Here is a 25,579-nt window from a genome sequence, read left to right on the forward strand (position 1 = left end):
GGCATTCGGTGGTGCTTTTCGTGTGACGTCGAGAGGATCCGGATTGGCGTTAGCGCCGCAGGTGGGGGCAGGATGCGTATTCGGGCGCGAGGGTCTGACATCAGACCCGGGTCCGGGGGCTGTCAGAGGGCCCTGGCAGCATCGGCTTCGATCTCACGCCTCACAGGCAAGAAGAACACGGGAGTACAAACATGAACCGCAGTGAGCTGGTGGCCGCCCTGGCCGACCGTGCCGAGGTGACCCGCAAGGACGCCGACGCCGTTCTGGCCGCGCTCGCCGAGACCGTCGGCGAGATCGTCGCCAAGGGCGACGAGAAGGTCACCATCCCCGGCTTCCTGACCTTCGAGCGCACCCACCGTGCCGCTCGCACCGCTCGTAACCCGCAGACCGGCGACCCGATCAACATCCCGGCCGGCTACAGCGTGAAGGTCTCCGCGGGCTCCAAGCTCAAGGAAGCCGCCAAGGGCAAGTAAGGCCCCCGAGGCAGCAAGAAGGGCGGCCGTCCCGACCAGGACGGCCGCCCTTCGGCATGCCTGGGCACCAGTCAGGAGCCGCACCACCCTCGCCCGCACGGCCGTGCGGGCGCTGTGAGGCGGGCTGCGGCGCCCCGGCGCCCCGGAGCGGACCGGGGGGAGGCCTCCCGGTCCGTTCGGCGCTGTACGGGCGCTCAGCGGCGCCCCGCGCCTGCCCCGGGAGCAGGGGGGGCCGGGGGACACACGAAGTCCGCCGCCCCGGTCCTCGTACGGGGACCGGGGCGGCGGACTGTGGTGCGGAGGCGCAATGCTGTGTGCGGCAGCACTGTGCGTGCGCCGGAGCGCGTCGGGCGGGACGTCAGACGAGTGAGCCGCCCGGCAGCTCGACCTTCGCGCCGAGCTTCTCCAGCTTGTCCATGAAGTTCTCGTAACCGCGGTTGATCAGGTCGATGCCGTGCACCCGGGAGGTGCCCTGCGCCGCCAGAGCCGCGATGAGGTACGAGAAACCGCCACGCAGGTCCGGGATGACCAGATCCGCGCCCTGGAGTTTCGTGGGGCCGGAGACGACCGCCGAGTGCAGGAAGTTCCGCTGCCCGAAGCGGCAGTCGGACCCCCCGAGGCACTCGCGGTAGAGCTGGATGTGCGCGCCCATCTGGTTGAGCGCCGAGGTGAAGCCGAGCCGGGACTCGTAGACCGTCTCGTGGACGATCGACAGGCCGGCGGCCTGTGTCAGCGCCACCACGAGAGGCTGCTGCCAGTCGGTCTGGAAGCCGGGGTGCACGTCCGTCTCCAGGGCGATGGCGTTCAGCGCGCCGCCCGGGTGCCAGAAGCGGATGCCCTCGTCGTCGATCTCGAAGGCGCCACCGACCCTGCGGTAGGTGTTCAGGAAGGTCATCATCGAGCGCTGCTGGGCGCCGCGCACATAGATGTTGCCCTCGGTCGCCAGGGCCGCGGACGCCCAGGAGGCGGCTTCCAGGCGGTCCGGGATCGCCCGGTGGGTGTAACCGTCGAGCTTGTCGACACCGGTGATCCGGATGGTCCGGTCGGTGTCCATGGAGATGATCGCGCCCATCTTCTGCAGTACGCAGATGAGGTCCTCGATCTCCGGCTCGACGGCCGCGTTGGACAGCTCGGTGACGCCCTCGGCGAGGACGGCGGTCAGCAGCACCTGTTCGGTGGAGCCCACCGACGGGTACGGCAGCCGGATCTTCGTGCCCCGCAGCCGCTGCGGGGCCTCCAGGTACTGTCCGTCCGCCCGCTTCTCGATGGTCGCGCCGAACTGGCGGAGCACCTCGAAGTGGAAGTCGATCGGCCGGCCGCCGATGTCGCAGCCGCCGAGGCCGGGGATGAAGGCGTGGCCCAGCCGGTGCAGCAGCGGGCCGCAGAAGAGGATCGGGATGCGCGACGAGCCCGCGTGGGCATCGATGTCGGCGACGTTCGCGCTCTCGACGTGGGACGGGTCGAGGATGAGTTCGCCCGGCTCGTCACCGGGGCGGACGGTCACGCCGTGCAGCTGCAGCAGCCCACGGACCACCCGCACGTCGCGGATGTCGGGCACGTTGCGGAGCCGGCTGGGCCCGCTGCCGAGCAGCGCGGCGACCATCGCCTTCGGCACCAGGTTCTTGGCGCCTCGGACGCGGATCTCGCCCTCCAGCGGGGTTCCGCCGTGGACAAGCAGGACATCGTCTGTGCCGGTCATGTATCTCGCGTTCCGGAGTGGTCGGGCAGGGGGCCAACAAAAGGGTAATGGCCGCACACCCCCCTTCCGTAAGGCGCCGGGGGGTGTACGAACGTCATGAATCCGCCACAACACGTTCTGCTTCCCGGCCCTTGCGGAGGGTCACCGTCCGAGCGGGCGGCCCGTGAGCCCGCCGACCGTGCGCCGGCCGTGCGCCCTCGCCGCATCCGTACGCCCTGAGCTGCGCGGGGGCGCGGGGCGGGACCGGCCGGGTCACTTGGGCCCCGCGCGGGGCGAAGATGCGGGATCATCTGTGCCATGACGGAGGTGTCCTCGCTCACAGGGCGGCTGCTCGTGGCCGCACCCGCCCTCGCGGACCCGAATTTCGACCGCGCGGTGGTGCTGCTCCTCGACCACGACGAGGAGGGCTCGCTCGGTGTGGTCCTCAACCGCCCGACCCCGGTCGGCGTCGGGGACATCCTCGCGTCCTGGGCCGGTCTGACGGGCGAGCCCGACGTGGTATTCCAGGGCGGGCCCGTCTCGCTGGACTCCGCGCTCGGGGTGGCGGTGATCCCCGGGGACGAGGGGCCCCTGGGCTGGCGCCGGGTGCACGGGGCGATCGGCCTGGTGGACCTGGAGGCGCCCCCCGAGCTGCTGGCCGCCGCCCTCGGCTCGCTGCGGATCTTCGCCGGGTACGCGGGCTGGGGGCCCGGGCAGCTGGAGACGGAGCTCACGGACGGCGCCTGGTACGTGGTCGAGTCGGAGCCCGGCGACGTCTCGTCGCCACGCCCGGAGAACCTCTGGCGGGCGGTCCTGCGCCGCCAGCGCAGCGAACTGGCGATGATCGCGACGTATCCGGACGACCCTTCGCTGAACTGATGCCCGGAGCTTTCAGTACGCTTGGCAGTTATGAGCACTCTTGAGCCCGAGCGCGGGGCAGGTACGGGGACCCTCGTGGAGCCGACGCCGCAGGTGTCGAACGGCGACGGTGACCACGAGCGCTACGCCCATTACGTCCAGAAGGACAAGATCATGGCGAGCGCCCTGGAGGGCACTCCCGTGGTCGCACTCTGCGGCAAGGTCTGGGTCCCGGGGCGCGACCCCAAGAAGTACCCGGTCTGTCCCATGTGCAAGGAGATCTACGAGTCCATGGGCGCCGGTGGCGACAAGGGCAAGGGCAAGGGCGGCAAGGACAGCGGCAAGAAGTAGCCCGCCGACCGCTCTTTTTTCCACCAACCCTTCCCCTGCTTCCTCCACCCTCATCCAGCTCCACCCGGACTCAGGCCCCCGGGGCCGCGCGTCGCCGCGCGGCCCCGGGGGCCTTCGTATGCCCTGATCCTTTCGCCCCGGCGGCCCGCGTCCACCGTGGACCCCCTGCGTGCTCCGTGCTTCCGGGGGCGCGACAGCCCCGGGACCGGTGTGCGTTGCACGGGCTGCACCGCGTGGTCACAGAGTGGTTGAGACCACTTGTCGGCGTGCGGACACGCCCTTAGTCTCCTGCCAGTTGTGCAGAACGAAATGCCCGTTGCGCATGCTGCAACGATTGATCCGTAGGGGTTCCGGATGAAGCTTTCTGCCCGAATTGCCGCCCCGGCCGCGGCTCTTGTGCTGGCGGGGCTCACCGCCACCGCCTGCGCGCCGCAGACCTCCGACACCAGCGCGAAGGGGGACGAGAAGTCCGGCACCCTCCGCGTCTGGCTCTTCCAGGAGGTCGGCAACAAGCCCAAGGAGAAGGTCGTCGACGCCGCGGTCGCCGACTTCGAGAAGTCCCACGAGGGCGCCGAGGTGGAGATCGAGTACATACCGGTCGACACCCGCGCCCAGCGCATCAAGGCCGCCTTCAACGACCCGAAGAGCGCGCCCGACCTCATCGAGTACGGCAACACCGACACCGCCGGCTACGTGAAGGACGGCGGACTCGCCGACATCAGCGAGGAGTTCGCGGCCTGGGACGAGGCCAAGGACACCGACCCCACCGCCAAGCAGTCCGTGACGGTCGGCGGCAAGGTCTACGGGGCGCCGCTCTTCGTCGGCGTCCGGGCGCTGTACTACCGCACCGACGTCTTCGAGGACCTCGGCATCGAGCCCCCGAAGTCCCAGGACGAGCTGATCTCCACCGCCAAGAAGATCCACCAGAAGAAGCCGGACCTCTACGGCCTCGCCGTCGGCGGCGCCTACACCTACGGCGCCATGCCCTTCATCTGGGCGCAGGGCGGCGAACTGGCCGAGGACACCGGTGTCACCTACCGGTCCGCCATCAACAGCGCGAAGGCACGCAAGGGCATCGAGGCCTACACCTCGCTCTTCGGTGACGACAACTGCCCGGCCTCCAAGTGCGCGGCCATGGGCGGCAACGCGACCGTCACCGCCTTCGCGTCCGGGAAGGCGGCCATGGCGATCGGCGGCGACTTCAGCCACGCGGCCGTCGAGGCGGGCACCGTGAAGGGCAAGTACGCCGTCGTACCGCTGCCCGGCGTGAAGGAGGGCTCGATCGCCCCCGCCTTCGCCGGCGGCAACAACATCGGCGTCCTCAAGAGCAGTTCGCACCGCACCCTCGCGGTCGACCTGATGAAGTCGCTGACCGGCAAGAAGACCCAGGCGAAGATGTTCGACGCGATGGGCTTCCTGCCCACCTACACGGACGTGCTGAAGACCGCCGCGGAGAAGGAGCCCTTCGTCGGCCCCTTCGTCGAGACGCTCGGGGCAGGCGCGAAGTTCGTCCCCGCCTCCCCGGCCTGGGGCCAGATCGACGCCTCCCTGGTCCTGCCGACCATGTTCCAGGAGATCGTCAGCGGCCGTAAGGACGTCTCGGCCGCCTCCGACGCCGCGGCCGGGAAGATGGACGCGGCGTTCGCCGAAGCGGGCTGACGATGACCGCGAACACCACACTGCACAAGGCACCCGGGCAACCCGGGGCGCGCGGGCCCAAGCCCCCCGCGCCCCGGCGCCGCCCGGCATCCCCCGCGCGGCGCTCCGGCTGGACCCCCTGGCTCTACCTGCTGCCCGCGCTCGTCCTGCTCGGCGGACTCCTCGTCTACCCGATCTACCAGCTGGGCCTGATCTCGTTCCTGGAGTACACCCAGGCCCAGGTCAGCGGCGGCGAACCGACCACCTTCCAGGGCTTCGGCAACTACGCCACCCTCTTCGGCGACAGCCAGTTCTGGCAGGTGCTCCTCGCGACCGTGCTCTTCGCCGCGGCCTGCGTGCTCGCCACCCTGTTCGTCGGCTGCGCCCTCGCCGTCCTGCTGACCAGGATCCGCGCAGTGCCCCGGCTCGCGCTCATGATGGCCGCGCTGGGCGCCTGGGCGACCCCGGCGATCACCGGCTCGACCGTCTGGGTCTTCCTCTTCGACCCGGACTTCGGACCGGTCAACAAGGTGCTCGGCCTCGGCGACTTCTCCTGGACCTACGGCCGCTGGAGCGCCTTCGCCCTCGTACTCCTCGAAGTACTCTGGTGCTCCTTCCCGTTCGTGATGGTGACGGTGTACGCGGGCATCCGGGCGATCCCCGCCGAGGTGCTGGAGGCGGCCTCCCTGGACGGCGCCTCCCAGTGGCGGATCTGGCGTTCGGTCATGGCCCCGATGCTGCGGCCGATCCTGGTCGTCGTCACCATCCAGTCGGTCATCTGGGACTTCAAGGTCTTCACCCAGATCTACGTCATGACCAACGGCGGCGGCATCGCGGGCCAGAACCTGGTGCTCAACGTGTACGCCTACCAGAAGGCGTTCGCGTCCTCGCAGTACAGCCTCGGCTCGGCGATCGGCGTCGTGATGCTGGTGATCCTGCTGGCCGTGACGCTGGTCTATCTGCGCCTCGTACGGCGCCAGGGGGAGGAACTGTGAGCACACGCACGCTTCTGCGCGTCCGCCGGCCGGGCAGGCTGGCGGCGGAGGCGGCCGCCCTCCTGATCGCCGCTGCGGTGGCCTTCCCGCTGTACTGGATGGTGCTCTCCGCCTTCAAGCCGGCGGGCGAGATCCAGTCCACCGAGGCGCGCCCCTGGACCCTCGCCCCTTCCCTCGACTCGTTCCGCAGGGTTTTCGAACAGCAGGAATTCGGCCGCTACTTCCTCAACAGCCTGCTCGTCGCCGGCACGGTCGTCATCGCCTCCGCGCTGATCGCCTTCCTCGCCGCGACGGCCGTCACCAGATTCCGCTTCAAGTTCCGCACGACCCTGCTCATCATGTTTCTCGTGGCGCAGATGGTGCCGGTCGAAGCGCTGACCATCCCGCTGTTCTTCCTGATGCGGGACTTCGGTCAGCTGAACACCCTGGGATCGCTGATCCTGCCCCACCTCGCCTTCTCGCTGCCTTTCGCGATCTGGATGCTGCGCGGTTTCGTCAAGGCCGTCCCCGACGCCCTGGAGGAGGCCGCCTACATCGACGGCGCCAGCCGTACCCGCTTCCTCTGGCAGATCCTCTTCCCGCTCGTCTTCCCCGGCCTCGTGGCGACGAGTGTCTTCTCCTTCATCTCGACCTGGAACGACTTCCTGTTCGCGAAATCGTTCATCATCAGCGACACGTCCCAGTCGACGCTGCCCATGGCGTTGCTGGTCTTCTTCAAGCCCGACGAGAACGACTGGGGAGGGATCATGGCGGCCTCGACCGTGATGACCATTCCCGTACTGGTCTTCTTCGTCCTCGTACAGCGGCGCCTGGTCTCCGGACTCGGCGGAGCGGTGAAGGACTGACATGCACGACCTGATTCCGGCACCCCTGCGTCCCGGCGACGGCGGCCGTTGCGGATTCCTCCCGGACGCGGCCACCACGATCACGCCGGGCCCCGGCACCGAGGGCACGGAGCGCTGGCTGCGCACCACCCTCGGAGCCGCCTTCGGCCTGCCCTTCGCACCCGGCCCCGGCGGCGCCGAGGCGGCGGCGAACACCATCGAGCTGCGCATCGATCCCGCCCTGGAACCAGAGGGCTACCAGCTCGGCGTGGTGCCCACCTGGGGCGTGCGGATCACCGGCGGCAGCGCCGCCGGGGTCTTCTGGGGGGCGCAGACCCTCCGTCAGCTCCTCGGCCCCCAGGCCTTCCGCCGCGCGCCCGCCGGGAACGCCGGGACACCCGGCATCCCCGCCACGGAGATCGAGGACGCCCCGCGCTTCGGCTGGCGGGGGATGATGCTCGACGTGGCACGGCACTTCATGCCCAAGGACGACGTGCTGCGCATGCTCGACCTGCTGGCCGCCCACAAACTGAACATCTTCCATTTCCACCTCACCGACGACCAGGGCTGGCGCGTCGAGATCAAGCGTCACCCCCGGCTCACCGAGGTCGGCGCCTGGCGCGCGCGCACCAAATTCGGCCACCGCGACTCCGAGTTGTGGGACGAGACCCCGCACGGCGGCTACTACACGCAGGACGACATCCGCGAAATCGTCGCCTACGCCGCCGAGCGGCATATCCGGGTCGTCCCGGAAATCGACATCCCGGGGCACTCGCAGGCAGCCATCAGCGCGTATCCGGAACTGGGCAACACCGATGTCATCGACACCTCCGCTCTCACCGTGTGGGACACCTGGGGCGTCAATCCGAACGTACTCGCCCCCACCGACACCACCCTGCGCTTCTTCGAAGGCGTCTTCGAGGAACTGCTCGACCTCTTCCCGGCCGGCACCTCGCCGTTCATCCACATCGGGGGCGACGAATGCCCCAAGGACCAGTGGAAGCAGTCGCCCACCGCGCAGGCCCGCATGACGGAACTCGGCCTGGCGGACGAGGACGAACTCCAGTCCTGGTTCATCCGCCACTTCGACCGGTGGTTCACGGACCGCGGCCGCCGGCTCATCGGCTGGGACGAGATCCTGGAGGGCGGGCTCGCCGAGGGCGCGGCCGTGACCTCGTGGCGGGGATACGCGGGCGGGATCGCGGCTGCCGAGGCCGGGCACGACGTCGTGATGTGCCCCCTGCAACAGGTGTACCTGGACTACCGCCAGGACGGCGGCCCCGACGAGCCCATGCCCATCGGGTACGTCCGCACCCTGGAGGACGTCTACCGCTTCGAACCCGTGCCCCCCGGCCTCTCCGACGAGGCGGCCGGACACGTCATGGGCACCCAGGCCAACGTCTGGACCGAGGTCATGCAGAACAGGGCCCGAGTCGACTACCAGGTCTTCCCGAGGCTCGCCGCCTTCGCGGAGGTCGCCTGGTCCCGCCTCCCGGCCTCCGGTGAACGGGACTTCGCCGACTTCGAACGCCGGATGGAGACGCACTACGCGCGCCTCGACGCCCTGGGCGTGGACTACCGCCCGCCCACGGGGCCGCGTCCGTGGCAACGCCGGCCCGGCGTCCTTGGTCGTCCGATCGAGGGACCGCCACCGACCGTGTGACCGCCCTCCCGCACCTGGACCAGGGGAACAGAATAAGTCGTACGAACTCGCTGAAGAGTGGCAATTCGTGCGCGAGGTGGAAGCTGTGCCAAAGCTGACTTTTCCCCTGGTCCGGGATGGAAACACCCTTCGCGGACCCTCGCGTCGGACAGCCCGGAAGATGTGCCAGAGTTGCCACGTCCCGGCCGTGAGCACGTACCGTACGGCGGACAGGCGGGACTGCCGGGACACCGGGAAGGGGCAGCTGGGTTGACCACGCACGCACCGCAGGCGATGCGGTCGGTAACGCTGCCGGCCTCGCTCGACGAGGCCGTGGCGGCTCTCGGCGCCATGCCCGCCGCCGTTCCCGTGGCCGGCGGCACAGACCTCATGGCGGCCGTCAACAAGGGGCTCCTGCGCCCCTCGGGACTCGTCGGCCTCAGCCGGATCAGTGAGCTGCGCGGCTGGCACTACCAGGACGGCCACGCCCTGCTCGGAGCCGGGCTCACCCACGCGCGCATGGGGCGGCCGGACTTCGCCGCCCTCATCCCCGCCCTGGCCGCGTCGGCACGCGCCGCCGGGCCGCCCCAGATCCGTAACGCCGGCACGCTCGGCGGGAACATCGCGTCCGCCGCCCCGACCGGCGACGCGCTGCCCGTCCTGGCCGCACTGGAGGCGGAGCTCGTCATCGCGGGCGCCGGGGGCTCCCGCCGCGAGATCCCCGTCTCCCACCTGCTGGCAGGCCGCGAGATGCTCGAACCCGCCGAGCTGATCGGCTTCGTCCGGGTACCGCTGCTGCACGCACCACAGGTCTTCCTCAAGGCGACCGGCCGCACCGGCCCGGGCCGCGCCACCGCCTCCGTCGCGATCGTCCTGGACCCGGCCCGGCGCGGGGTGCGCTGCGCGGTGGGCGCGATCGCCCCCATGCCGCTGCGGCCCCTGGAGGCCGAGCGCTGGATCGCCTCCCTGATCGACTGGGACGGCGAACGCGGCGTGGCCCCCGACGCGCTGGCCGCCTTCGGCGAGTACGTCGCAGCCGCCTGCATCCCCGACCACGCACCACCGGAGGGCGGGGGAGAGGCACCCCCGCTGTCGCCCGCCGTTCTGCACCTGCGGCGCACCGTCGCCGCGCTCGCCCGACGCGCACTGGGGAGGGCACTGTCGTGAGCAATGAAGAGAACCCCGAGCAGCAGCACGGGCAGCCCGATCCGTACGCGGGCTGGCAGCCGACCCCCCAGGGCGGGGAGTACGACGCGGAGGCGACCGCCTTCGTCCACCTGGCCCCGGAGGACCTCGCCGGCCTCGGCAACGACCCGCTGGCCGCGCCGGGCCACGGATACGTGCCGCCGATGATCCTGCCGCTGACCCCTGCCGCCGGTCTCGACCCCTCGGCGACCGGCAGCTGGGTCCTGCAGACCCAGAGCCAGCAGGAGCGGGCGGCCGGGCACTCCACGAGCACGGAGCCCGCCCCGGACGCGGTCCACTGGCCCGACCCGAACCAGCAGCCGGAGCCGTACCAGCAGCCCTACCCGGACACGTCGCAGTACGGCCGGACCTCGTCCACGACGGCCCAGTGGAACTTCACGGAGAGCCTTCCCCCGGCCGAGCCCGAACCCGAACCGGTGCCGGAGCCCGCCGGGCACACCGGCCAGTGGACGATCCCGGTGGCGGACGGCGACATCCCGGAGGAGTCCGGCGAGTTCGCCGCCTCGGCGCTCGCCGCCCCCTGGTACGCCGAATCGGCCCCGGCCACCCTCCCGGGCGGTGCGCCCGCCCCCTGGGCGACGCAGGAACCCACGCCCGAGCCGGTACACGAGCCGCACGAGTCCGGGCCGCTGCACCAGCCGCCCGTGCCGCACGAGCCCGGGAGCGCGGCCGAGGAGCCCCTGCCCGGGTCCCGGGAGGCATTCGCGCAGGCTCCCGAGGCACAGGCGGCGGAGGCCCGGCCCACGGAGCCCTTCGCGGAAGCCCCAGCGGCTCACACGGACGTCCCGGAAGCCGCCGCGGAGACCCCAGGGGCCCCGGAGGCCCAGGAGGGCGCCGCCGAGCCCGGGACGGACACCGAGACGGACACCGAGCCGGCGGAGCCCGTCCAGGAGCCCGCGGCCGGGACCGCCGAACCCGCCGCGGATGCCGGTCCCGCCCCGGAGACCGCTGACGAGCCCGCTCCCGGAACAGGGCTCCCGCTCTCCGCCGACCCCGCTCCCGCGCTGCCCCAGGACAGGGCCAGTGAGCACCCCTCCACCTCGTACGTCCTCCATGTGAACGGCGTGGACCGCCCGGTCAGCGACGCCTGGATCGGCGAGTCGCTCCTGTACGTGCTCCGGGAACGCCTCGGTCTCGCCGGGGCCAAGGACGGCTGCTCCCAGGGCGAGTGCGGTGCCTGCAACGTCCAGGTCGACGGCCGTCTCGTGGCGTCCTGCCTGGTGCCCGCGGCCACCACGGCGGGCAGTGAGGTCCGTACGGTCGAAGGCCTCGCCGTGAACGGCGAACCCTCCGACGTCCAGCGGGCGCTGGCCGGGTGCGGAGCTGTCCAGTGCGGCTTCTGCATCCCCGGGATGGCCATGACCGTCCACGACCTCCTGGAGGGCAACCACGCCCCCAGCGAGCTGGAGACGCGCCAGGCCCTGTGCGGCAACCTCTGCCGCTGCTCCGGCTACCGGGGTGTGCTCGACGCCGTACGCGAGGTCGTCGCCGGCCGGGAGGCGACCGCGGAGGCGGCAGCCACCGCACCGGAGGACGCGGAACCGCGCATCCCGCACCAGGCCGCCCCCGGAGCGGGCGGCGTCCAGGCACACGAGGGAGACGTCCGGTGAACACCGCACCGTCCCCCGCACGACCGGTCACCCCCACCGCCGACCACCGCCGCCGCAGCGGAGCGAACGACAAGGAGGCGGCGTGACCAGCGACGCAGCCACCGCGACCAGTACCCCCCGCACCACCCCGCAGCCCGAGGGCACCGAGCCGGGCCAGGAGGCGCCCGCGCTCGGCCTGGGTGCGTCGCTGCCGCCCGCCGACACCCGCGCCAAGACCGAGGGCACGTTCCCCTATGCGGCCGACCTGTGGGCCGAGGGACTGCTGTGGGCCGCGCTGCTGCGTTCCCCGCACCCCCACGCGCGCATCCTGTCGATCGACACCTCCGGCGCCGTCGGGATGCCGGGCGTGCGCGCGGTCGTCACGCACGAGGACATCCCCGGCGACGGCGCGTACGGCCGCCGGGTCGTCGACCGCCCAGTCTTCGCCTCCGACCTCGTACGCCACCACGGCGAGGCGATCGCCGCCGTCGCGGCGGACCACCCCGACACCGCCCGGCTGGCCGCCGCGGCGATCACCGTCGAGTACGAGGTCCTCGAACCGGTCACCGACCCGGAGAAGGCCTTCGCCGCCGAACCCCTGCACCCCGACGGCAACCTCATCCGCCACATCCCGCTGCGCTACGGCGACCCGGACACCGTGGGCGAGGTCATCGTCGAGGGCCTGTACCGCATCGGCCGCCAGGACCCCGCACCGATCGGCGCCGAGGCCGGACTCGCCGTGCCGCGCCCCGACGGGGGCGTCGAGCTCTACACGGCGTCCACCGACCCGCACACCGACCGCGATCTGGCCGCCGCCTGCTTCGGCCTGGACCCCGAGCGGGTCAAGGTCGTCGTGACGGGCGTCCCCGGGGCGACCGGCGACCGGGAGGACCCCGGCTTCCAGATCCCGCTCGGCCTGCTCGCCCTGCGTACCGGCTGCCCGGTCAAACTGGCCGCCACCCGCGAGGAGTCCTTCCTCGGCCACGCCCACCGACACCCCACCCTGCTGCGCTACCGCCACCACGCGGACGCCGAGGGCAGGCTGGTCAAGGTCGAGGCCCAGATCCTCCTCGACGCGGGCGCGTACGCCGACTCCTCGTCCGAATCGCTGGCCGCAGCCGTGGCCTTCGCCTGCGGCCCGTACGTCGTGCCGCACGCCTTCATCGAGGGCTGGGCGGTCCGTACGAACAACCCGCCGTCCGGCCATGTGCGCGGCGAGGGCGCGATGCAGGTCTGTGCGGCCTACGAGGGCCAGATGGACAAGCTGGCCGCGAAGCTGGGCATCGACCCGGTCGAGCTCCGGCTGCGCAACGCCCTCTCCACCGGTGACATCCTGCCCACCAGCCAGACCGTGACCTGCCCGGCCCCGGTCGCCGAACTCCTGCGCGAGCTGCGCGAGTTCCCCCTGCCGACACTCCCCAAGGACGCCCCCGAGGACGACTGGCTGCTCCCGGGAGGCCTGGAGGGCGCCGGTGAGCCCGGCGCCGTACGCCGGGGAGTCGGCTACGCGCTCGGCATGGTCCACATGCTTGGGGCGGAAGGCACGGACGAGGTCTCCACGGCCACGGTCCGGGTCCACGACGGGGTGGCCACCGTCATCTGCGCGGCCGTCGAGACCGGCCAGGGCTTCACCACCCTCGCCCGCCAGATCGTCCAGGAGACCCTGGGCGTCGAAGAGGTGCACGTGGCGGCGGTGGACACCGACCAGCCCCCCGCGGGCCCGGCGACGCACGGCCGCCACACCTGGGTCTCGGGCGGCGCGGTCGAACGCGCGGCCAAGATGGTCCGCACCCAGCTGCTCCAGCCGCTGGCCCACAAGTTCGGCATGTCCACGGAGCTCCTCCAGATCGCCGACGGCAAGATCACCTCGTACGACGGCGTGCTGTCCACGACGGTCACCGAGGCGATGGACGGCAAGGAACTCTGGGCCACCGCCCAGTGCCGCCCGCACCCCACCGAGCCGCTGGACGACTCCGGCCAGGGCGACGCGTTCGTCGGCCTCGCGTTCTGCGCCGTCCGCGCGGTGGTCGACGTCGACATCGAGCTCGGCTCGGTCCGGGTGGTCGAGATGGCCGTCGCCCAGGACGTCGGCCGGGTCCTGAATCCGTCGCAGCTCGCCACACGCATCGAGGCGGGTGTCACCCAGGGCATCGGCGCGGCCCTCACGGAGAACCTCCGCACGGCCCGAGGTGTCATCCGCCACCCGGACCTCACCGGCTACGCACTTCCGACGTCCCTGGACGCTCCGGACATTCGCATCGTCAAACTGATCGAGGAACGCGACGTCGTCGCCCCCTTCGGGGCCAAGGCCGCTTCCGCGGTACCGGTGGTGACCTCCCCCGCGGCGGTGGCCTCGGCGGTCCGCGCCGCGACGGGCCGTCCGGTCAACCGCCTCCCGATCCGCCCGCAGGCCGCCGTGGCCGTACCGAAGGCATGACGTGTGATTCACGTTGCACCTGCAACCCGGGGATGCGGGGTGTCACCGGTGCTGACTACAGTGATCCCTGAAGTAGTGGCCAGCCGGATACGGGGAGGGTGCTGTGCTGCCGAGTGATGGGGTCGGAGCGGCGTTGGGAGCGGTGCCGTTCCTGGGAGTCGCCACGGCGGGCGCCGCCGTCGAACTGGCCACCGAGCTGACGTCGTTCACCAAGTTCCGCAACCGTATCGATGAGATACTGGAAGACCTCAAGACGTCCCCGGCCGGCCCCGACAAGCTCGGCGAAGACCCGGTGGTCCGCAACCAGTTCGGCGGCGGCGAGAACCAATGGGCCGAAGCGGCAAGCCTGTTCACGTCCTACCAGACGGTGATCACGGAGCTGGAGTCGCTCTCCAAGCTGCTGTCGGACTCCATCGAGGGCATGAGCATCGCGGTTCTCGCGTCGCACAACGGCTACGAGAACCTCGACATCGACATCCGGCGGCGCATGCTCGCGATCTCGGACGAGGCGAAGAAGCACTACGGCGGCGAGTACGACCCGACGCAGCCGGCCAGGCAGAGCGGCGACACGCCTCCGGCGACGCCCGCGCCCGAGCCGAGCACCGGGGCGATCTGATGACGACCACGATCACTGGCACGGCGCGGGGATAGACGGGGGCTGGGATGGACCACAAGGAAGCAGGACAGGGGACACCCTTCGACAGCATGTCCCACGAGACCATGCTGGCGTGGCTGGACAAGGCCAACAGCGGGGCGATCCAGGGTGCGTCGGACCGTCTGGTGAGCGCGGCCACGGAGATCCGCAAGATCGCGGAGGACCTCAAGGTCCGCCCGCAGATGGTCGAGTGGAAGGGCGAGGGCGCCGACGCGTTCCGCACCTGGAGCGCGGACCTGGCCAACGCGACGCTGCGCCTCGGCGACTACAGCGAGGGCGCGTCGAAGTGGCTCGCCCAGGCCTCGGATGCCCTGGCCTCGGCCCAGGTCGCCATCCCCCGCACGGACGCGAGCGCCGAGGCGAACCTGGAGGCGGCGCAGGCCGCGCGGAACGACCCGGACGCGTCCGCGGTGCAGAAGAAGTCCCTGGAGACGCTGCTCGCCGCGAAGGAGTCGAACCGCCAGGAGGCGGCGGCGCAGATGCGGAGGCTGGCACAGTCGTACTCGTTCTCGGCCTCGCAGATGGACGGCCTGGAAAAGCCGGTGTTCCCACCGCCGCCGGGGGCGATCGTTCCGGAGCGAGTCAGTGATCGAGACTCTGCTGGTCAGGACTACGTGCGGGATGGTGCCGCCTCGGGGGGAGCCGGCTCCAGCGCAACCGCGTACGCATCGGCAGTGCCGGTAACGGGCGGCCCCGACGCGACGCGTGTGCAGGACACCCCGGTACTCCGCGCACCGGCTCAGTCGGCACCGGTAGACATGGGCATCGACAGCGTCGCGACCCTTCCGCCATCTCCGTCCGTACCCGCGAGCGCGCCACCAGTCCCGCCGGTCACGGGGAAGGCAGATGCGGGTCCCTCCCTCGTGTCGCCCTCGATGCCACCGGTGCTCGGTGGTGGCTCGAAGGGAGTGCCTGGGCCCCCTGGAAAGTTCACCGGCACAGGGGTGCGTCCCCCCGTTCTCCCGGGCCAGAGCGGGCTCACTGCGGGCACCGCCGGCCGAATGCCCCGTGATGGTGGTATCACCGGCGGACGTCCCGTGGCGCAGACTGCCGGCCGCCCGCCAGGTGGGCTACCACGCGGGACGGTCGTCGGTGGCGAGGGTACGCATGCTGGCCGTGGGGCGATGGGACACGGCGGCGCGGGACTCGGCGGAGCTGGAGGCGGCAATCAGAGCGGGATCGTCGGCGGGCGCCGCCTGTCTGGCGAGACCGGAGGCATGGTGGGCGGCCGCCCGCAGCAGCCTGGCAGGTCGGGGGGCCGCCCCTTTACTCCGGGTGGTACCGGCTTGGTCCGCAGCTCCGGGTCCTCCGAGGGAGCTCGGGGCGCTGGGCCGGTGGGCCGCGGCGCTACGCCGCAGCGCTTGGGCGAATCGCGTCGTGACGAGGGAGAGCGGCCGGACTACCTGGTGGAGGACGAGGAGACCTGGCAGCAGGGTAGGCGTCGCATCGTCCCGCCAGTCATCGACTGACCAACAGGAAATCGGCAAGGGATCCCAATGAGCATCAGCAGTGCGAAAGTCACTCGTCGTGGAATCGTGGCTTCTACCGCCCTGGGGCTGCTGATGGCAGGGCCGGTTCCCGCCTTTGCGGACTCAGTGCGCTCCGATCAGTGGCACCTGGACGCAATGAAGGCCGAGCAGATGTGGGAGACCAGCACCGGGCGCGATGTCACGGTCGCGGTCATCGATACGGGTGTGGACGCTTCGAATCCTGATCTCCAAGGACAGGTTCTTGCGGGGAAAGATCTGGCGCCCGAATCTCCTGGTGATGAACGCGATGACTACGACGGTCACGGTACGGGTATGGCAGGCCTGATCGCAGGAACTGGGGAGTCCGGCGGAGGAGACGGCGCATTCGGCCTGGCCCCCGAGGCGAAAATCCTCCCGATCAGGCTGCGAGATGATACGGGAAAGGTGAACGGAGCCACAGGTAGCAAGAATTTCAACGACGACGTTTCCGCTGGTATTCGATTCGCGGTAGACGCCGGTGCCAAGGTCATCAGCATCTCGCAAGGTAACAGCGATGGCTCGGAGGAACTTTCGGGGGCTGTCGAGTACGCCCTAAAGAAGGGGGCCTTGGTCTTCGCGGCGGTCGGCAATACTGCTAGCGAGGATAATGCGGTCGAATATCCTGCCGGAACCCCGGGAGTCGTCGGCGTAGGAGCGATTGGCAAGAACCTTCAGAGGGCGGAGTCCTCGCAGTTCGGACCGCAGGTCGATCTCACTGCCCCTGGTGTGGACATGGTCCATGCTTGCGGAGGAAAGACCGCTCTGTGTAAGACCAGTGGTTCCAGTGACGCCACCGCCCTCGCCTCCGCCTCCGCCGCCCTCATCTGGTCCAAGTACCCCGACTGGACCAACAACCAGGTCCTGCGGGTCCTGCTGAACACGGCCGGGGGGCCGACGACCGGGGAGGAGCGGGCGGATGACATCGGATACGGCATCGTCCGGCCGCGTATCGCCCTGAAGACCCCCGGCGATCCCGGCCCCGCCGACGAGTACCCGCTTCCGGACCTCGCCGCAGCGGCCTCGCCCACCCCGTCCGCCGAACCGTCCAAGGCGGCCGGTGGCGCGGAGGCGAGCGACCAGCCGGCAGCAGCGGCACCGGCGGCCGACGACGAGGGTGGGAACACCGGACTCCTGGTCGGGCTGGGCATCGGCGCGGCAGTGCTCACCGCCGTGGTGGCCGCCCTGGTCATCCGCTCACGCCGCCGCAGCGCGGCCCCCGCAGCCCCGGTGGCCGCCCCGTATGCGTACCAGCAGCCCCAGGGGCAGGCTGCCCAGCCTCCCTACCCCTCCTACGGCCCGCCGCCCGGCTCCGGTGGCCCTTACAGCGGCCCTCCGGCGCAGGGCCCCGGCGCCTGAGCGAGGCGTCCCGAGGTCGCAGCGGTCCCGGCGTCGATCCTGCCCGGGCCGGGGCTCCGGGCGCTTTCCTGTGCAGTTCCCGCCCGGCGTGTGCCGCATGAAACCGAACGGCTAGCGTGTGCGTCGCTGGAACCGTAGCGGTGGCTTCAGGCGCACCGGAAATGACTATGGGGGAATTCGTGACGTTCGACGCTGAATGGGCGGCTCTTCGGGCGGAATCGACGCAGCGGGTCGATATGCGGCTCAATGGGGTCCCTGCCGAGGGCGGCAGTAGCGGCGGGCCCGCAAACGCAGATCTGGCGGTCAACCAGGACAACCTGGGAGCCATCGGGCACGACGCCTACGAGGTACGTACACGGTTGTCCAAGGACGGTGACCACGCCCGTCCGACGACCTTCGATGCGGCGATCGCACTCACCAACGGGAACTTCAGCAGTGGCTCCGCGCTGCTGAAGGTTCACGACCGCTGGCAGACGCACATGAAGACCCTGCTCGACGCCTGTGCCCAGATTTCCAACCACCTCAATTACACGAAGTCCGCCCACTCCAAGGACGACGTGCAGATCGGTGGCGATCTCATCTCCGTATCCAAGCTCAACGACTATCTGAAGTAAGGCCCGGGGGAAGCGGAATGCTGAAGTTCGAGGACATAGTCGATGCTCCCGTCGCCAAGCTGAAGACGGCTGCTGACGACTGGTCGGAGATGGTCACCAAGCTCGACCTGCTGGCCGACGACGCCAACGACGGCATGAAGGCCAAGGCGGACAAGGCCGAGTGGGAGGGCGCGAACGCCGGTGTCACCAAGGGGTTCATAGCCAAGACGGCCAAGGAGTTCAAGGACGCCGCCGCCGAGGCGAAGGGTGTGCACGCGATCCTCGAGGAAGCCCACACGGCCATCAAGAAGGCCAAGGACGATCTCGTCAACATCCGGGACCACGAGGGACCGGCGGCCGGTATGCACATCGACGCCAAGGGCAAGGTCACCGCGCGCCACCCCGTGGAGGACATTCCCCCTTCGCAGCGCAATCACGACCCCGACTACCCGGAGATGGCACGCCAGCAGAAGGCGAACATCGCGGCGTGGCAGAAGAAGATCGACAACATCGTCGAGACCTGCAACGACACGGACGAGTCCTTCAAGCTCACCCTCGAGGCCAACGTGACCGAGGGCAAGGACTTCAGCGCCCCCGCGTACACGAAGATGGACCAGGAGGAAGCGGCCCGGGCCGCCGCTCTGGCCGCCAAGGGCCGCGACATCACGCACACCGAGCTCCAGGCGCTCAACGAGCTGCTGCGCGACAACAACAAGTCCGTCGAGTTCTCCAAGAACTTCTACGAGAAGCTCGGCCCGGAGAAGTCGCTCGCGTTCTTCGGGCAGCTCTCCACGGACACGTACAACTAGGACCCGTACATGTTCGCCGAGAACAAGGTGGTGAACAGCCCGTTCAAGAACCCGTTCAACCCCTCCGGCGTCAACGGCGCGGGATACGACCCGACCACCGCCATGCTGGAGGCGCTCGGCAACAGCCCGGACGCGGCCAAGCACTTCTTCAACGACCCGCCGACCGCGTACAACGAGGACGGCACGGTCAACAAGGGCGCCACGGCGGACCTCGGCAAGAACGGCGACACGCCGATCGAGAACTACCTCGACTTCTTCGGCAACGAGAAGTGGGAGTCGTTCGGAGACGTCAACTCGCTCGACGAGGACGAGCTCAAGGGCTCCCTCAACCACATGCCCGACGCGCTGGGCCACGCCCTGGAGGCAGCCACCCTCGGCTACCCGGCCGGGCACCCGGACGCGAGAGTGGTGCGGGACGACGACAACGCCGCGGTCATGCAGCAGGTCATGGAGAAGTACGGGGCGGACGCCGGTCTGCTCAAGGAGCAGGAGGCGATGTCCGACAGCCTGGGCACCATGGGCGCCGGCTACATCGACGACATCAACTGGGCGCTGGACAAGGGCGGCTCGGACAGCGTGTTCGCCCCCAAGGACTCGGAGGGTCACATCGACTTCGAGGATGACACGGAGGGCAGGAGCATCACTCGCGGCTTCCTCAGCGCCCTCGGTCAGCACCCGGACGCCTACGCGACGGTCTCCGCCGCGGAGGAGGTGTACACGCGGAGTGTGCTGGAGAACCAGGTCGACTCCAACGGGGTGATCGACAAGGGCAGCGCCCGGAATGCCGTGCACGTCGGCGCGGAGGTCCAGGGCATGCTCGACCAGTCCCGGGCCGACCAGGTCCAGGCCGACAACATGAAGAGCCACGAGGACTACGAGAAGGCCGTCGCCAAGCGCTCCGGGTGGGTCGAGTTCGGCGCGACGGCGGGTATCGCCGCGGGTGTCGCCTTCCTGCCGGCCACCGCGGCGGTCGGGACGGCGGCCGTGCTCATCCCCCTGGCCACCGACACGGCCAGCGGTGGGCTGGAGCAGCTCGCGGGGCAGTTCATCGGCGACATGTCGGACAAATCGGTCGACGCGAGCAAGGAGAAGGCCGAGGAGCTGACCAGGGAGGAATGGAACAAGATCTATCGGGCCGGCGAGTCCACGGCCGAAGCACCCATGGAGGACTTCCTCGACCGCCACACCGGGGACACGAAGGAGGACAAGGAATTCCGTCAGGACATGAAGGAGTCCATGCGGAACGGCTATTCGACCGGTAACGAGCGGGAGAACCAGCAGGGCCAGGATCCGGAAACGGGCTGACGAGAACATGGGTACCGGTGAAGGGATGAAGATCGTGGGACTGGCACGGGCAGGGCGCCTGGCAGCCGTCGTCGGGCTGGTCGTGGCCGCGGGGGCGGGCCTGGCGGCCTGCGGCTCGGACGCAGAGGCGGACAAGGGTGCCGAGGAGACCTTCGTGGGGGCCGACAAGGTCTGCGGCGGTCTGTTCGGGGCGTCCTTGGCGAAGAAGGTCGAGGCGGTCACGACGGATGCGGAGTTCTTTGCCAGTGGCGCCAGCGGCCGGGACAAGGTCGTCGAGGCGCTGACGGACGGATACGACTCCGGGCGTAGCTGGGCCACGGGGGCGGACCTGTGTGAACTCAGCCCGAAGGGCGGCGGAGCCGGCGACGGAGCGGAGCTCAAGTTCTCCATGTACGCCCCGCAGGACGTGAAGGACCCCAGGGTCGGCTCCGGCACGGTGTTCTACACGATGGGCAAGAGGTCCGAGGCGAGGGCCACCGGAGCCTCGCTGTACCTCGAGTGCGCGAGCCCGCAGCTCAAGGGCTCGGAGACGCAGCCGCTGCGCATCTACGGGAGCTTCACGGTGGGGGAGAGCGACGCCCCGGACACGCCGGAGACCCGTGACGCCAATCTGGAGATCCTTCACACCGGAGCCCTCTCCGTAGTGAAGGAGCTGGGCTGCGAGGACAACGCGGGGCTGCCCGAGACTCCCGATCTCTCGCCGAAGTAGGGGCGGGAGGCCATGGTGGGGAGGGTGCTCGTCGGCACGGTGACCGCAGTGACGCTGCTGGTCGGTGCGGTGGGCTGTGGAGGGAGCGGGCCGGACCGTTCCCTCCCCGCGACGGTCGCGGGGACTGACCTCTGCGGTGGCGACGCCGTGTCCGCCGACGCGGCCGGGTCGCTGGAGGTGATCATGGGGTCGTCGCGGTTCGAGGGGTCGGGTGAGAAGGGCACCGTCGCGCATGCCGCGCAGGAGCTGGCCGGGAAGTTCTCGTCCTCCAGCACCGGCGACGGGGATGTCTGCCGGATCTACGCGCCGGACGAGGAGCTCAGGATCAACTGGCACCTGTCGGGCAGTGCCCCGGTGGGCGACGGCCCGGCCACGAAGTTCACCGTGCTGAAGATGGGGGAGCGGGCCCTGGCCGCGACGGACGGCTCGTTCCTCCGGTTCGGCTGCCGGAGCGGTGAGCTGACCGGTACCGAACCGGCCCACATCGAGATCGGCGTGGAGCGCGGGGGGATGCCCACGGAGCCCGAGGGCGACCCCCAGGCCCTGAAGGACGCCTACGCCACCGTCGCCCACTCGTTCTCCCTGGCCATGGCGAAGGAACTGGGCTGCGAGGACGACGGAGGACTGGAAGCGCAGCCCTCGTTGGACCCCGTGTAGCCGCTGGCGCACGCGGGAACGGGCGCCCCCACGCCGAAGTAGATGCTCAGCGGGGCCGGATGGTGGCCCCGGCGCTCGGGCCCCGAGGCTCGGGGTCCGGGCGCCGGGTGTGGCCCTGTCGCTCGTTCGAGGGTCGGGGGAGGTCTGCGGGGCCGACGCTTGAGCTGCGGGCTTCGAGGGCCGAGACGCGAGGGCCGGGGTTCGAGACGTGTTGTTCATCCGGGGGGTAGGTAAGGGCTTCTGGGGAAACCTCTCCTCCCTCCCACCCCGTCACGGCCAGCAAGTATGACTAGTCGTGATCGAGCTGCAGCGGAGAGTCGCCTGGCTCCGCCCCGCCTGCCCTCGCAGCTTCGCGCCCCTACAGCAAGGCTCCAACCGGCTACGCAAGCGGTCCATCCCCGCCCAGGGCCCCTCCAGCGCAGGCGCCTTCGCCCTCCTCCCCGAGCGCGAACGCTATGTCGCCGGGTATGTCGACCATCTGCCCGACGGTGCCGCCATGGACATCAAGTCGCTGGCCAAGGACCTGCCCCTGTACGGCCAGATGGCGATCGGCACCGCGCTGCGCGCCCTCGCCGTGGCCGGACATCTTCGTCGCGTCCGCTGCCGGGTCGAAGGGGCCGGCCAGTGCCGGTGGGTGACGCTCACCTACTGGTCCCGCACCGCCCACGACAACGAGTGGTGGGCGGCCAGGCTGGCAGGCGAGGCGGGCGCCGCCCCGGAGCAGGCACCGAACCGGCGGTCGTGCCGCAACAGCGCACTGCGGAGCGGCCCAGCCCGAACCCGCCCACACCGCCCCCAGCGCCGCAGGGTGAGCCGGTTGTCGCCGCCCCTTCCCCCGCCTACCTCGCCCTGGCCGAACTCGACCGCCGCGAGCCCCGCCTGGCGCTCTCCGCCGCCGACTGCTCCGCGCTGGAACCGCTCGCCGCCGCATGGTTCGCGCGAGGCGTCAGCGCCGACCACCTGACCTCGGCGCTCACGGCCGGGCTTCACGAACGCGTCGGCTCACCCGTCGGCCTGGTACGCCGCCGCCTCACCGACAAGATGCCGCCCCACCTGCCCGCACCGGCCCAGGGCCCGCCCGCCGCTCGTCCTGCGCGCGGTCTCCTGGTCGAGTGCACCGACTGCGGCCGCCCCGGCCCGGCCGAAGCGCTCCCGGACGGCCTCTGACGCCCCTGCGGGACCACGCACCGGTCGGCGGAATCATCAGAGGCCGCACCCCCGGCCGAGGTCGAACGCGACGTCCCGGCCCTCGTCGCCGGCCTCCGCAACCTGATGCGCACCCCCTGAGCAGTCAGGCATCGGGCCGAGTTGCGCCATCACCAGTCCGTACAGCAGCTCCGCGTCCACGAACTCCCCGTCCTGCGGGGGCCCCCACCACCAGCTCAGCGGATACGTGTTGCCGTGGGCAGCCGGAATCCCCACGTACTGGTCGCGGGCAGCCGGGCCGAAGCGCTTCGCGCCGGGCGGCCAGTCGAAGTCCTGGCTGGCGCCCGGTTCCAGCAGGAAGCGTCCACCGCGCCCCCGCGATCTCCTGGAAGTCCGCGGAGATCATCGAGACGAAGGTGAGGCAACTGTGAGCGACGGACCCGGCTGACCTGGTTCAAGTCCAGCTACAGCGGCAACGAGGGCGAGGCCTGCCTCGAAGTCGCCTACGACTGGCACAAGTCCAGCTACAGCGACAACGAGGGCGCGACCTGCGTCGAGGTCGCCACCTGCCCCCACACCGTCCACGTCCGCGACTCCAAGGTCACCGACGGCCCCACCTTCACCGTCACCCCCGCCGCCTGGACCGCATTCGTGGCGGGTGCGGTCACGGGCTGACCGCAGCCCGTCGCGGGTGCGGCGCTGTTCGCGAGCGGGAGCGCACGCTGAGGTGGTGGCAGGCCCCCGCACGCAGAAACGGCCGCCCCCGCACGATGGGGGCGGCCGTTCCCTCTCGGGTTCTCCCGCTGGAGGCCGTGACCGGATTCGAACCGGTGTAACTCGAGTTGCAGTCGAGCCCCTGAACCACTCGGGCACACGGCCGTGCGTTTCTTGATCTGCTGTCGACCGTACGGGCGGGGCGGGGCCGGTCTCAAGGCCGGTGGGGCCGCTGCAACGCGACTGCCATGCCGCGTTCACGTTCGCGGAGGGGCGGGCCCACGGTCGTACGACCAAGGGACGAGATCGATACCGTCCCCCGACAGGGGTCACCTGCCGGTGCGGCCCTTACTCTGAGGCTCATGACCGCCCTGGAACCGAGTGACGCCGAGGTCACCGCCGCCCTCGTGGAGACCACAGCCCCCGCCCCGGTGGAAGGCGTGCTGGGGCGCACGTACCGGGCGCTGAGCATCGGCATCGTCTCCGTCGTGCTGCTCATCGCCTTCGAGGCGACCGCCGTCGGTACGGCGATGCCCGTGGCCGCACGTGAACTGCACGGCATCCCGCTCTACGCCTTCGCCTTCTCCGCGTACTTCACCACCAGCCTCTTCGCCATGGTGCTGTCCGGGCAGTGGGCCGACCGGCGTGGGCCGCTCGCGCCGCTCGCCGGCGGGATCGGGGCGTTCGGAGCCGGTCTGCTGCTCTCCGGGACCGCAGGGAGCATGTGGGTGTTCATCCTGGGACGGGCCGTCCAGGGCATCGGCGGCGGGCTCGTGATCGTGGCGCTGTACGTGGTCATCGGGCGGGCCTACCCGGAGCGGATCAGGCCGGGCATCATGGCCGCCTTCTCGGCGGCGTGGATCGTGCCGTCCGTCGTCGGGCCGCTCGCCTCGGGGACCGTGACGGAGCACCTCGGATGGCGCTGGGTCTTCGTCGGCATCCCGGTGCTCATCCTCCTGCCGCTCGGCCTCGCCCTGCCCGCGATCCGGCGCATGGCGGGCGGGCCCACGGACGCGGAGGCCGCCGCGGAGCCGTTCGACCGGCGTCGTATCCGGCTCGCGCTCGGGATCTCGGCGGGCGCCGGGCTGCTCCAGTACGCGGGCCAGGAGCTGCGGTGGCTCTCCCTGGTCCCGGCGCTGGCCGGTGCCGCGCTGCTCGTTCCCGCCGTGCGCGGGCTGCTGCCCGCGGGAACCGTGCGGGCCGCGCGGGGGCTGCCCGCAGTGATCCTGCTGCGGGGGATATCGGCCGGCTCGTTCATCGTCGCGGAGTCCTTCGTCCCGCTGATGCTCGTGACACAGCGGGGGCTGTCCCCGACCCTGGCCGGCCTCTCCCTGGCCGCGGGCGGTCTGACCTGGGCGCTCGGCTCGTACGTCCTGGCCAGGCCCCGGCTGGAGCCGCACCGGGGGCCTCTCATGGTGGCGGGCATGGTGCTCGTGACGCTGTCGATCCTCGCGGCGCCCGCCGTGCTGGTCGAGTCCGTGCCGGTGTGGACGCTGGCCGTGGTGTGGGGCTTCGGCTGCTTCGGCATGGGCATGGTGATCGCGTCGACGAGCGTGCTGCTGCTGAAGCTGTCGGCCCCGCAGGAGGCGGGGGCCAATTCGGCCGCCCTCCAGATCTCGGACGGCCTGTCCAACGCGCTGCTGCTCGCCGCGGGCGGTGCGGCGTTCGCCGCGCTCGGGGGCGGGGCGGTGGGAGCGGCGGCGCACGGGGCGGTGGAGAGCGGTGCGGGAGCGGCCCATCCGGGTGCCTTCATGGTGGTGTTCCTGCCGATGGCGGCGGTGGCGCTGGTGGGGGTGTGGGTGGCAACGCGGGTGCATACGGACACTTAGCACCGCCCGGTACCACGCGGTACCATGCCTCCATGGCTGGTCTGAATCTGAGGTTCACCGAGGAAGAGCTCGACGCCCTGCGCGCGCGTGCCGAGGCAGAAGGGCGGAGCATGCAGTCTTTCGCCCACGATGCGGTGATCACCGCCATAAACGAACACTCGCGTCTCTTCAACGAGGCGGCGGATCACGTGCTGAAGGTCAGTGAGGAGCTGAACCGGAGGCTGGCCTGATGCAGTACCTGACCTTGCCAGAGCTGCTGAACCTCGCGGAACGGCTGGGGGCCGCCGAGGTACGTGACTACGGGCTGCTCGACTCGGCACTGGCGCGGCCGCAGGCGAGCGTGTTCGGCCAGGACGCTTACCCGGACGTGTGGCAGAAGGCTGCGGCACTCATGGAGTCTCTGGCCCGCAATCATGCACTCGTCGACGGGAACAAGCGCATCGCTTGGTACGCGACCTGGGTTTTCCTCCACATGAACGGGCATCCGCTCGACGCGGGCTTCGATGTGGACGAGGCGGAGCGATTCGTGCTCGACGTGTGCCAAGGAGCGCTGGACATGGCCAAGATCGCGGAACAGCTGCCCGGCTTCGCCAGGTAGCCGTCTCCT

The 25,579-nt window shown here is 70.6% G+C and carries 22 protein-coding genes, 1 tRNA gene and 2 pseudogenes; 22 read left to right on the forward strand and 3 right to left on the reverse strand.

The features are described from left to right. Nucleotides 1-191: 191 nt before the first annotated feature. On the forward strand, nucleotides 192-473 hold the full coding sequence (locus ABZY45_RS00310) for an HU family DNA-binding protein (protein WP_003968811.1): 282 nt from the start codon (nucleotides 192-194) through the stop codon (nucleotides 471-473). Nucleotides 474-831: 358 nt separating this feature from the next. Here the strand turns inward: ABZY45_RS00310 and murA are convergent, their stop codons facing one another. Next, complete coding sequence (gene murA, locus ABZY45_RS00315) at nucleotides 832-2,172, reverse strand: UDP-N-acetylglucosamine 1-carboxyvinyltransferase (RefSeq protein WP_356734535.1); 1,341 nt, start codon at nucleotides 2,170-2,172, stop codon at nucleotides 832-834. Between the two features lie 297 nt (nucleotides 2,173-2,469). On the opposite strand from murA, the gene ABZY45_RS00320 reads away from it, so the two are divergent. The 17 genes and pseudogenes from ABZY45_RS00320 to ABZY45_RS00400 form a co-directional block, all read left to right on the forward strand. Further along, nucleotides 2,470-3,030, forward strand: a complete 561-nt coding sequence (locus tag ABZY45_RS00320; protein ID WP_356734537.1) for a YqgE/AlgH family protein — start codon at nucleotides 2,470-2,472, stop codon at nucleotides 3,028-3,030. 30 nt (nucleotides 3,031-3,060) lie between these two features. After that, nucleotides 3,061-3,360 (forward strand): DUF3039 domain-containing protein, encoded by a 300-nt coding sequence (locus ABZY45_RS00325; RefSeq protein ID WP_356734539.1) that lies wholly within the window; start codon nucleotides 3,061-3,063, stop codon nucleotides 3,358-3,360. Between the two features lie 354 nt (nucleotides 3,361-3,714). Then, nucleotides 3,715-5,019 (forward strand): extracellular solute-binding protein, encoded by a 1,305-nt coding sequence (locus tag ABZY45_RS00330; protein WP_356734541.1) that lies wholly within the window; start codon nucleotides 3,715-3,717, stop codon nucleotides 5,017-5,019. Nucleotides 5,020-5,021: 2 nt separating this feature from the next. After that, nucleotides 5,022-5,993, forward strand: a complete 972-nt coding sequence (locus ABZY45_RS00335; protein WP_356734543.1) for a sugar ABC transporter permease — start codon at nucleotides 5,022-5,024, stop codon at nucleotides 5,991-5,993. Then, nucleotides 5,990-6,838, forward strand: a complete 849-nt coding sequence (locus tag ABZY45_RS00340) for a carbohydrate ABC transporter permease (RefSeq protein WP_356734545.1) — start codon at nucleotides 5,990-5,992, stop codon at nucleotides 6,836-6,838. Before ABZY45_RS00335 ends, ABZY45_RS00340 begins: the two co-directional genes overlap by 4 nt. A 1-nt stretch (nucleotide 6,839) precedes the next feature. Then, nucleotides 6,840-8,480: a beta-N-acetylhexosaminidase gene (locus tag ABZY45_RS00345; RefSeq protein WP_356734547.1), complete on the forward strand. Its 1,641-nt coding sequence runs from the start codon at nucleotides 6,840-6,842 to the stop codon at nucleotides 8,478-8,480. A gap of 249 nt (nucleotides 8,481-8,729) precedes the next feature. After that, entirely contained in the window at nucleotides 8,730-9,626 is an 897-nt protein-coding gene (locus ABZY45_RS00350) for an FAD binding domain-containing protein (RefSeq protein WP_356734549.1), read from the forward strand. Beyond that, complete coding sequence (locus ABZY45_RS00355; protein WP_356734551.1) at nucleotides 9,623-11,275, forward strand: 2Fe-2S iron-sulfur cluster-binding protein; 1,653 nt, start codon at nucleotides 9,623-9,625, stop codon at nucleotides 11,273-11,275. The genes ABZY45_RS00350 and ABZY45_RS00355 overlap by 4 nt, the downstream gene beginning before the upstream one ends. Nucleotides 11,276-11,357: 82 nt before the next feature. Further along, nucleotides 11,358-13,691 carry a xanthine dehydrogenase family protein molybdopterin-binding subunit gene (locus ABZY45_RS00360; RefSeq protein ID WP_356734553.1) on the forward strand — a complete coding sequence of 778 codons (2,334 nt, stop codon included), beginning with the start codon at nucleotides 11,358-11,360 and terminating at the stop codon, nucleotides 13,689-13,691. A 103-nt stretch (nucleotides 13,692-13,794) separates the two neighbouring features. Beyond that, nucleotides 13,795-14,307: a hypothetical protein gene (locus ABZY45_RS00365; RefSeq protein WP_356734555.1), complete on the forward strand. Its 513-nt coding sequence runs from the start codon at nucleotides 13,795-13,797 to the stop codon at nucleotides 14,305-14,307. A gap of 89 nt (nucleotides 14,308-14,396) precedes the next feature. Beyond that, the gene (locus tag ABZY45_RS00370; protein ID WP_356734557.1) at nucleotides 14,397-15,815 is read left to right on the forward strand and encodes a hypothetical protein; all 1,419 of its coding nucleotides are present in this window, start codon (nucleotides 14,397-14,399) and stop codon (nucleotides 15,813-15,815) included. Nucleotides 15,816-15,986: 171 nt separating this feature from the next. Further along, nucleotides 15,987-17,210, forward strand: a complete 1,224-nt coding sequence (gene mycP / locus ABZY45_RS00375) for a type VII secretion-associated serine protease mycosin (protein WP_356736509.1) — start codon at nucleotides 15,987-15,989, stop codon at nucleotides 17,208-17,210. Nucleotides 17,211-17,389: 179 nt separating this feature from the next. Further along, nucleotides 17,390-17,824, forward strand: coding sequence for a hypothetical protein (locus tag ABZY45_RS00380; protein ID WP_356734559.1), 435 nt, complete (start codon nucleotides 17,390-17,392; stop codon nucleotides 17,822-17,824). Nucleotides 17,825-17,841: 17 nt separating this feature from the next. Next, nucleotides 17,842-19,917 (forward strand): annotated as a pseudogene (locus ABZY45_RS00385) (hypothetical protein). Between the two features lie 25 nt (nucleotides 19,918-19,942). Beyond that, nucleotides 19,943-20,626, forward strand: a complete 684-nt coding sequence (locus ABZY45_RS00390; protein WP_356734561.1) for a hypothetical protein — start codon at nucleotides 19,943-19,945, stop codon at nucleotides 20,624-20,626. 12 nt (nucleotides 20,627-20,638) lie between these two features. Next, entirely contained in the window at nucleotides 20,639-21,283 is a 645-nt protein-coding gene (locus tag ABZY45_RS00395; RefSeq protein WP_356734563.1) for a hypothetical protein, read from the forward strand. A 347-nt stretch (nucleotides 21,284-21,630) separates the two neighbouring features. Continuing rightward, nucleotides 21,631-22,570 (forward strand): annotated as a pseudogene (locus ABZY45_RS00400) (MarR family transcriptional regulator); the annotation flags it as partial. Here ABZY45_RS00400 and ABZY45_RS00405 read toward each other — a convergent pair. Continuing rightward, nucleotides 22,487-22,705 (reverse strand): hypothetical protein, encoded by a 219-nt coding sequence (locus ABZY45_RS00405; RefSeq protein ID WP_356736616.1) that lies wholly within the window; start codon nucleotides 22,703-22,705, stop codon nucleotides 22,487-22,489. The pseudogene ABZY45_RS00400 and the gene ABZY45_RS00405 overlap by 84 nt on opposite strands. Before the next feature lie 168 nt (nucleotides 22,706-22,873). Between ABZY45_RS00405 and ABZY45_RS00410 the strand changes: the two genes are divergently transcribed. After that, the gene (locus ABZY45_RS00410) at nucleotides 22,874-23,104 is read left to right on the forward strand and encodes a DUF397 domain-containing protein (protein ID WP_356736511.1); all 231 of its coding nucleotides are present in this window, start codon (nucleotides 22,874-22,876) and stop codon (nucleotides 23,102-23,104) included. Between the two features lie 129 nt (nucleotides 23,105-23,233). Here the strand turns inward: ABZY45_RS00410 and ABZY45_RS00415 are convergent. Further along, nucleotides 23,234-23,308 (reverse strand) — tRNA-Cys (locus tag ABZY45_RS00415). Between the two features lie 197 nt (nucleotides 23,309-23,505). Between ABZY45_RS00415 and ABZY45_RS00420 the strand changes: the two genes are divergently transcribed. From ABZY45_RS00420 to ABZY45_RS00430, 3 genes are read left to right on the forward strand one after another with little or no spacing between them, the layout of a single operon-like run. Beyond that, nucleotides 23,506-24,972: an MFS transporter gene (locus ABZY45_RS00420; RefSeq protein ID WP_356734565.1), complete on the forward strand. Its 1,467-nt coding sequence runs from the start codon at nucleotides 23,506-23,508 to the stop codon at nucleotides 24,970-24,972. Nucleotides 24,973-25,004: 32 nt separating this feature from the next. Continuing rightward, nucleotides 25,005-25,202 carry an Arc family DNA-binding protein gene (locus ABZY45_RS00425; RefSeq protein WP_073746295.1) on the forward strand — a complete coding sequence of 66 codons (198 nt, stop codon included), beginning with the start codon at nucleotides 25,005-25,007 and terminating at the stop codon, nucleotides 25,200-25,202. Then, nucleotides 25,202-25,570: a Fic family protein gene (locus tag ABZY45_RS00430; RefSeq protein WP_356734567.1), complete on the forward strand. Its 369-nt coding sequence runs from the start codon at nucleotides 25,202-25,204 to the stop codon at nucleotides 25,568-25,570. The genes ABZY45_RS00425 and ABZY45_RS00430 overlap by 1 nt, the downstream gene beginning before the upstream one ends. The last annotated feature ends 9 nt before the right edge of the window (nucleotides 25,571-25,579 follow it).

Source organism: Streptomyces sp. NPDC006516 (assembly GCF_040611875.1).
In the GTDB taxonomy this organism is placed as follows: Bacteria; Actinomycetota; Actinomycetes; order Streptomycetales; family Streptomycetaceae; genus Streptomyces.

Coding starts and splice junctions, on each gene's coding strand:
- ABZY45_RS00310 (WP_003968811.1), top strand. CDS start 192: ATGAACCGCAGTGAGCTGGTGGCCGCCCTGGCCGACCGTGCCGAGGTG.
- murA (WP_356734535.1), bottom strand. CDS start 2,172: ATGACCGGCACAGACGATGTCCTGCTTGTCCACGGCGGAACCCCGCTG.
- ABZY45_RS00320 (WP_356734537.1), top strand. CDS start 2,470: ATGACGGAGGTGTCCTCGCTCACAGGGCGGCTGCTCGTGGCCGCACCC.
- ABZY45_RS00325 (WP_356734539.1), top strand. CDS start 3,061: ATGAGCACTCTTGAGCCCGAGCGCGGGGCAGGTACGGGGACCCTCGTG.
- ABZY45_RS00330 (WP_356734541.1), top strand. CDS start 3,715: ATGAAGCTTTCTGCCCGAATTGCCGCCCCGGCCGCGGCTCTTGTGCTG.
- ABZY45_RS00335 (WP_356734543.1), top strand. CDS start 5,022: ATGACCGCGAACACCACACTGCACAAGGCACCCGGGCAACCCGGGGCG.
- ABZY45_RS00345 (WP_356734547.1), top strand. CDS start 6,840: ATGCACGACCTGATTCCGGCACCCCTGCGTCCCGGCGACGGCGGCCGT.
- ABZY45_RS00370 (WP_356734557.1), top strand. CDS start 14,397: ATGTCCCACGAGACCATGCTGGCGTGGCTGGACAAGGCCAACAGCGGG.
- mycP (WP_356736509.1), top strand. CDS start 15,987: ATGTGGGAGACCAGCACCGGGCGCGATGTCACGGTCGCGGTCATCGAT.
- ABZY45_RS00390 (WP_356734561.1), top strand. CDS start 19,943: ATGAAGATCGTGGGACTGGCACGGGCAGGGCGCCTGGCAGCCGTCGTC.
- ABZY45_RS00395 (WP_356734563.1), top strand. CDS start 20,639: ATGGTGGGGAGGGTGCTCGTCGGCACGGTGACCGCAGTGACGCTGCTG.
- ABZY45_RS00420 (WP_356734565.1), top strand. CDS start 23,506: ATGACCGCCCTGGAACCGAGTGACGCCGAGGTCACCGCCGCCCTCGTG.
- ABZY45_RS00425 (WP_073746295.1), top strand. CDS start 25,005: ATGGCTGGTCTGAATCTGAGGTTCACCGAGGAAGAGCTCGACGCCCTG.
- ABZY45_RS00430 (WP_356734567.1), top strand. CDS start 25,202: ATGCAGTACCTGACCTTGCCAGAGCTGCTGAACCTCGCGGAACGGCTG.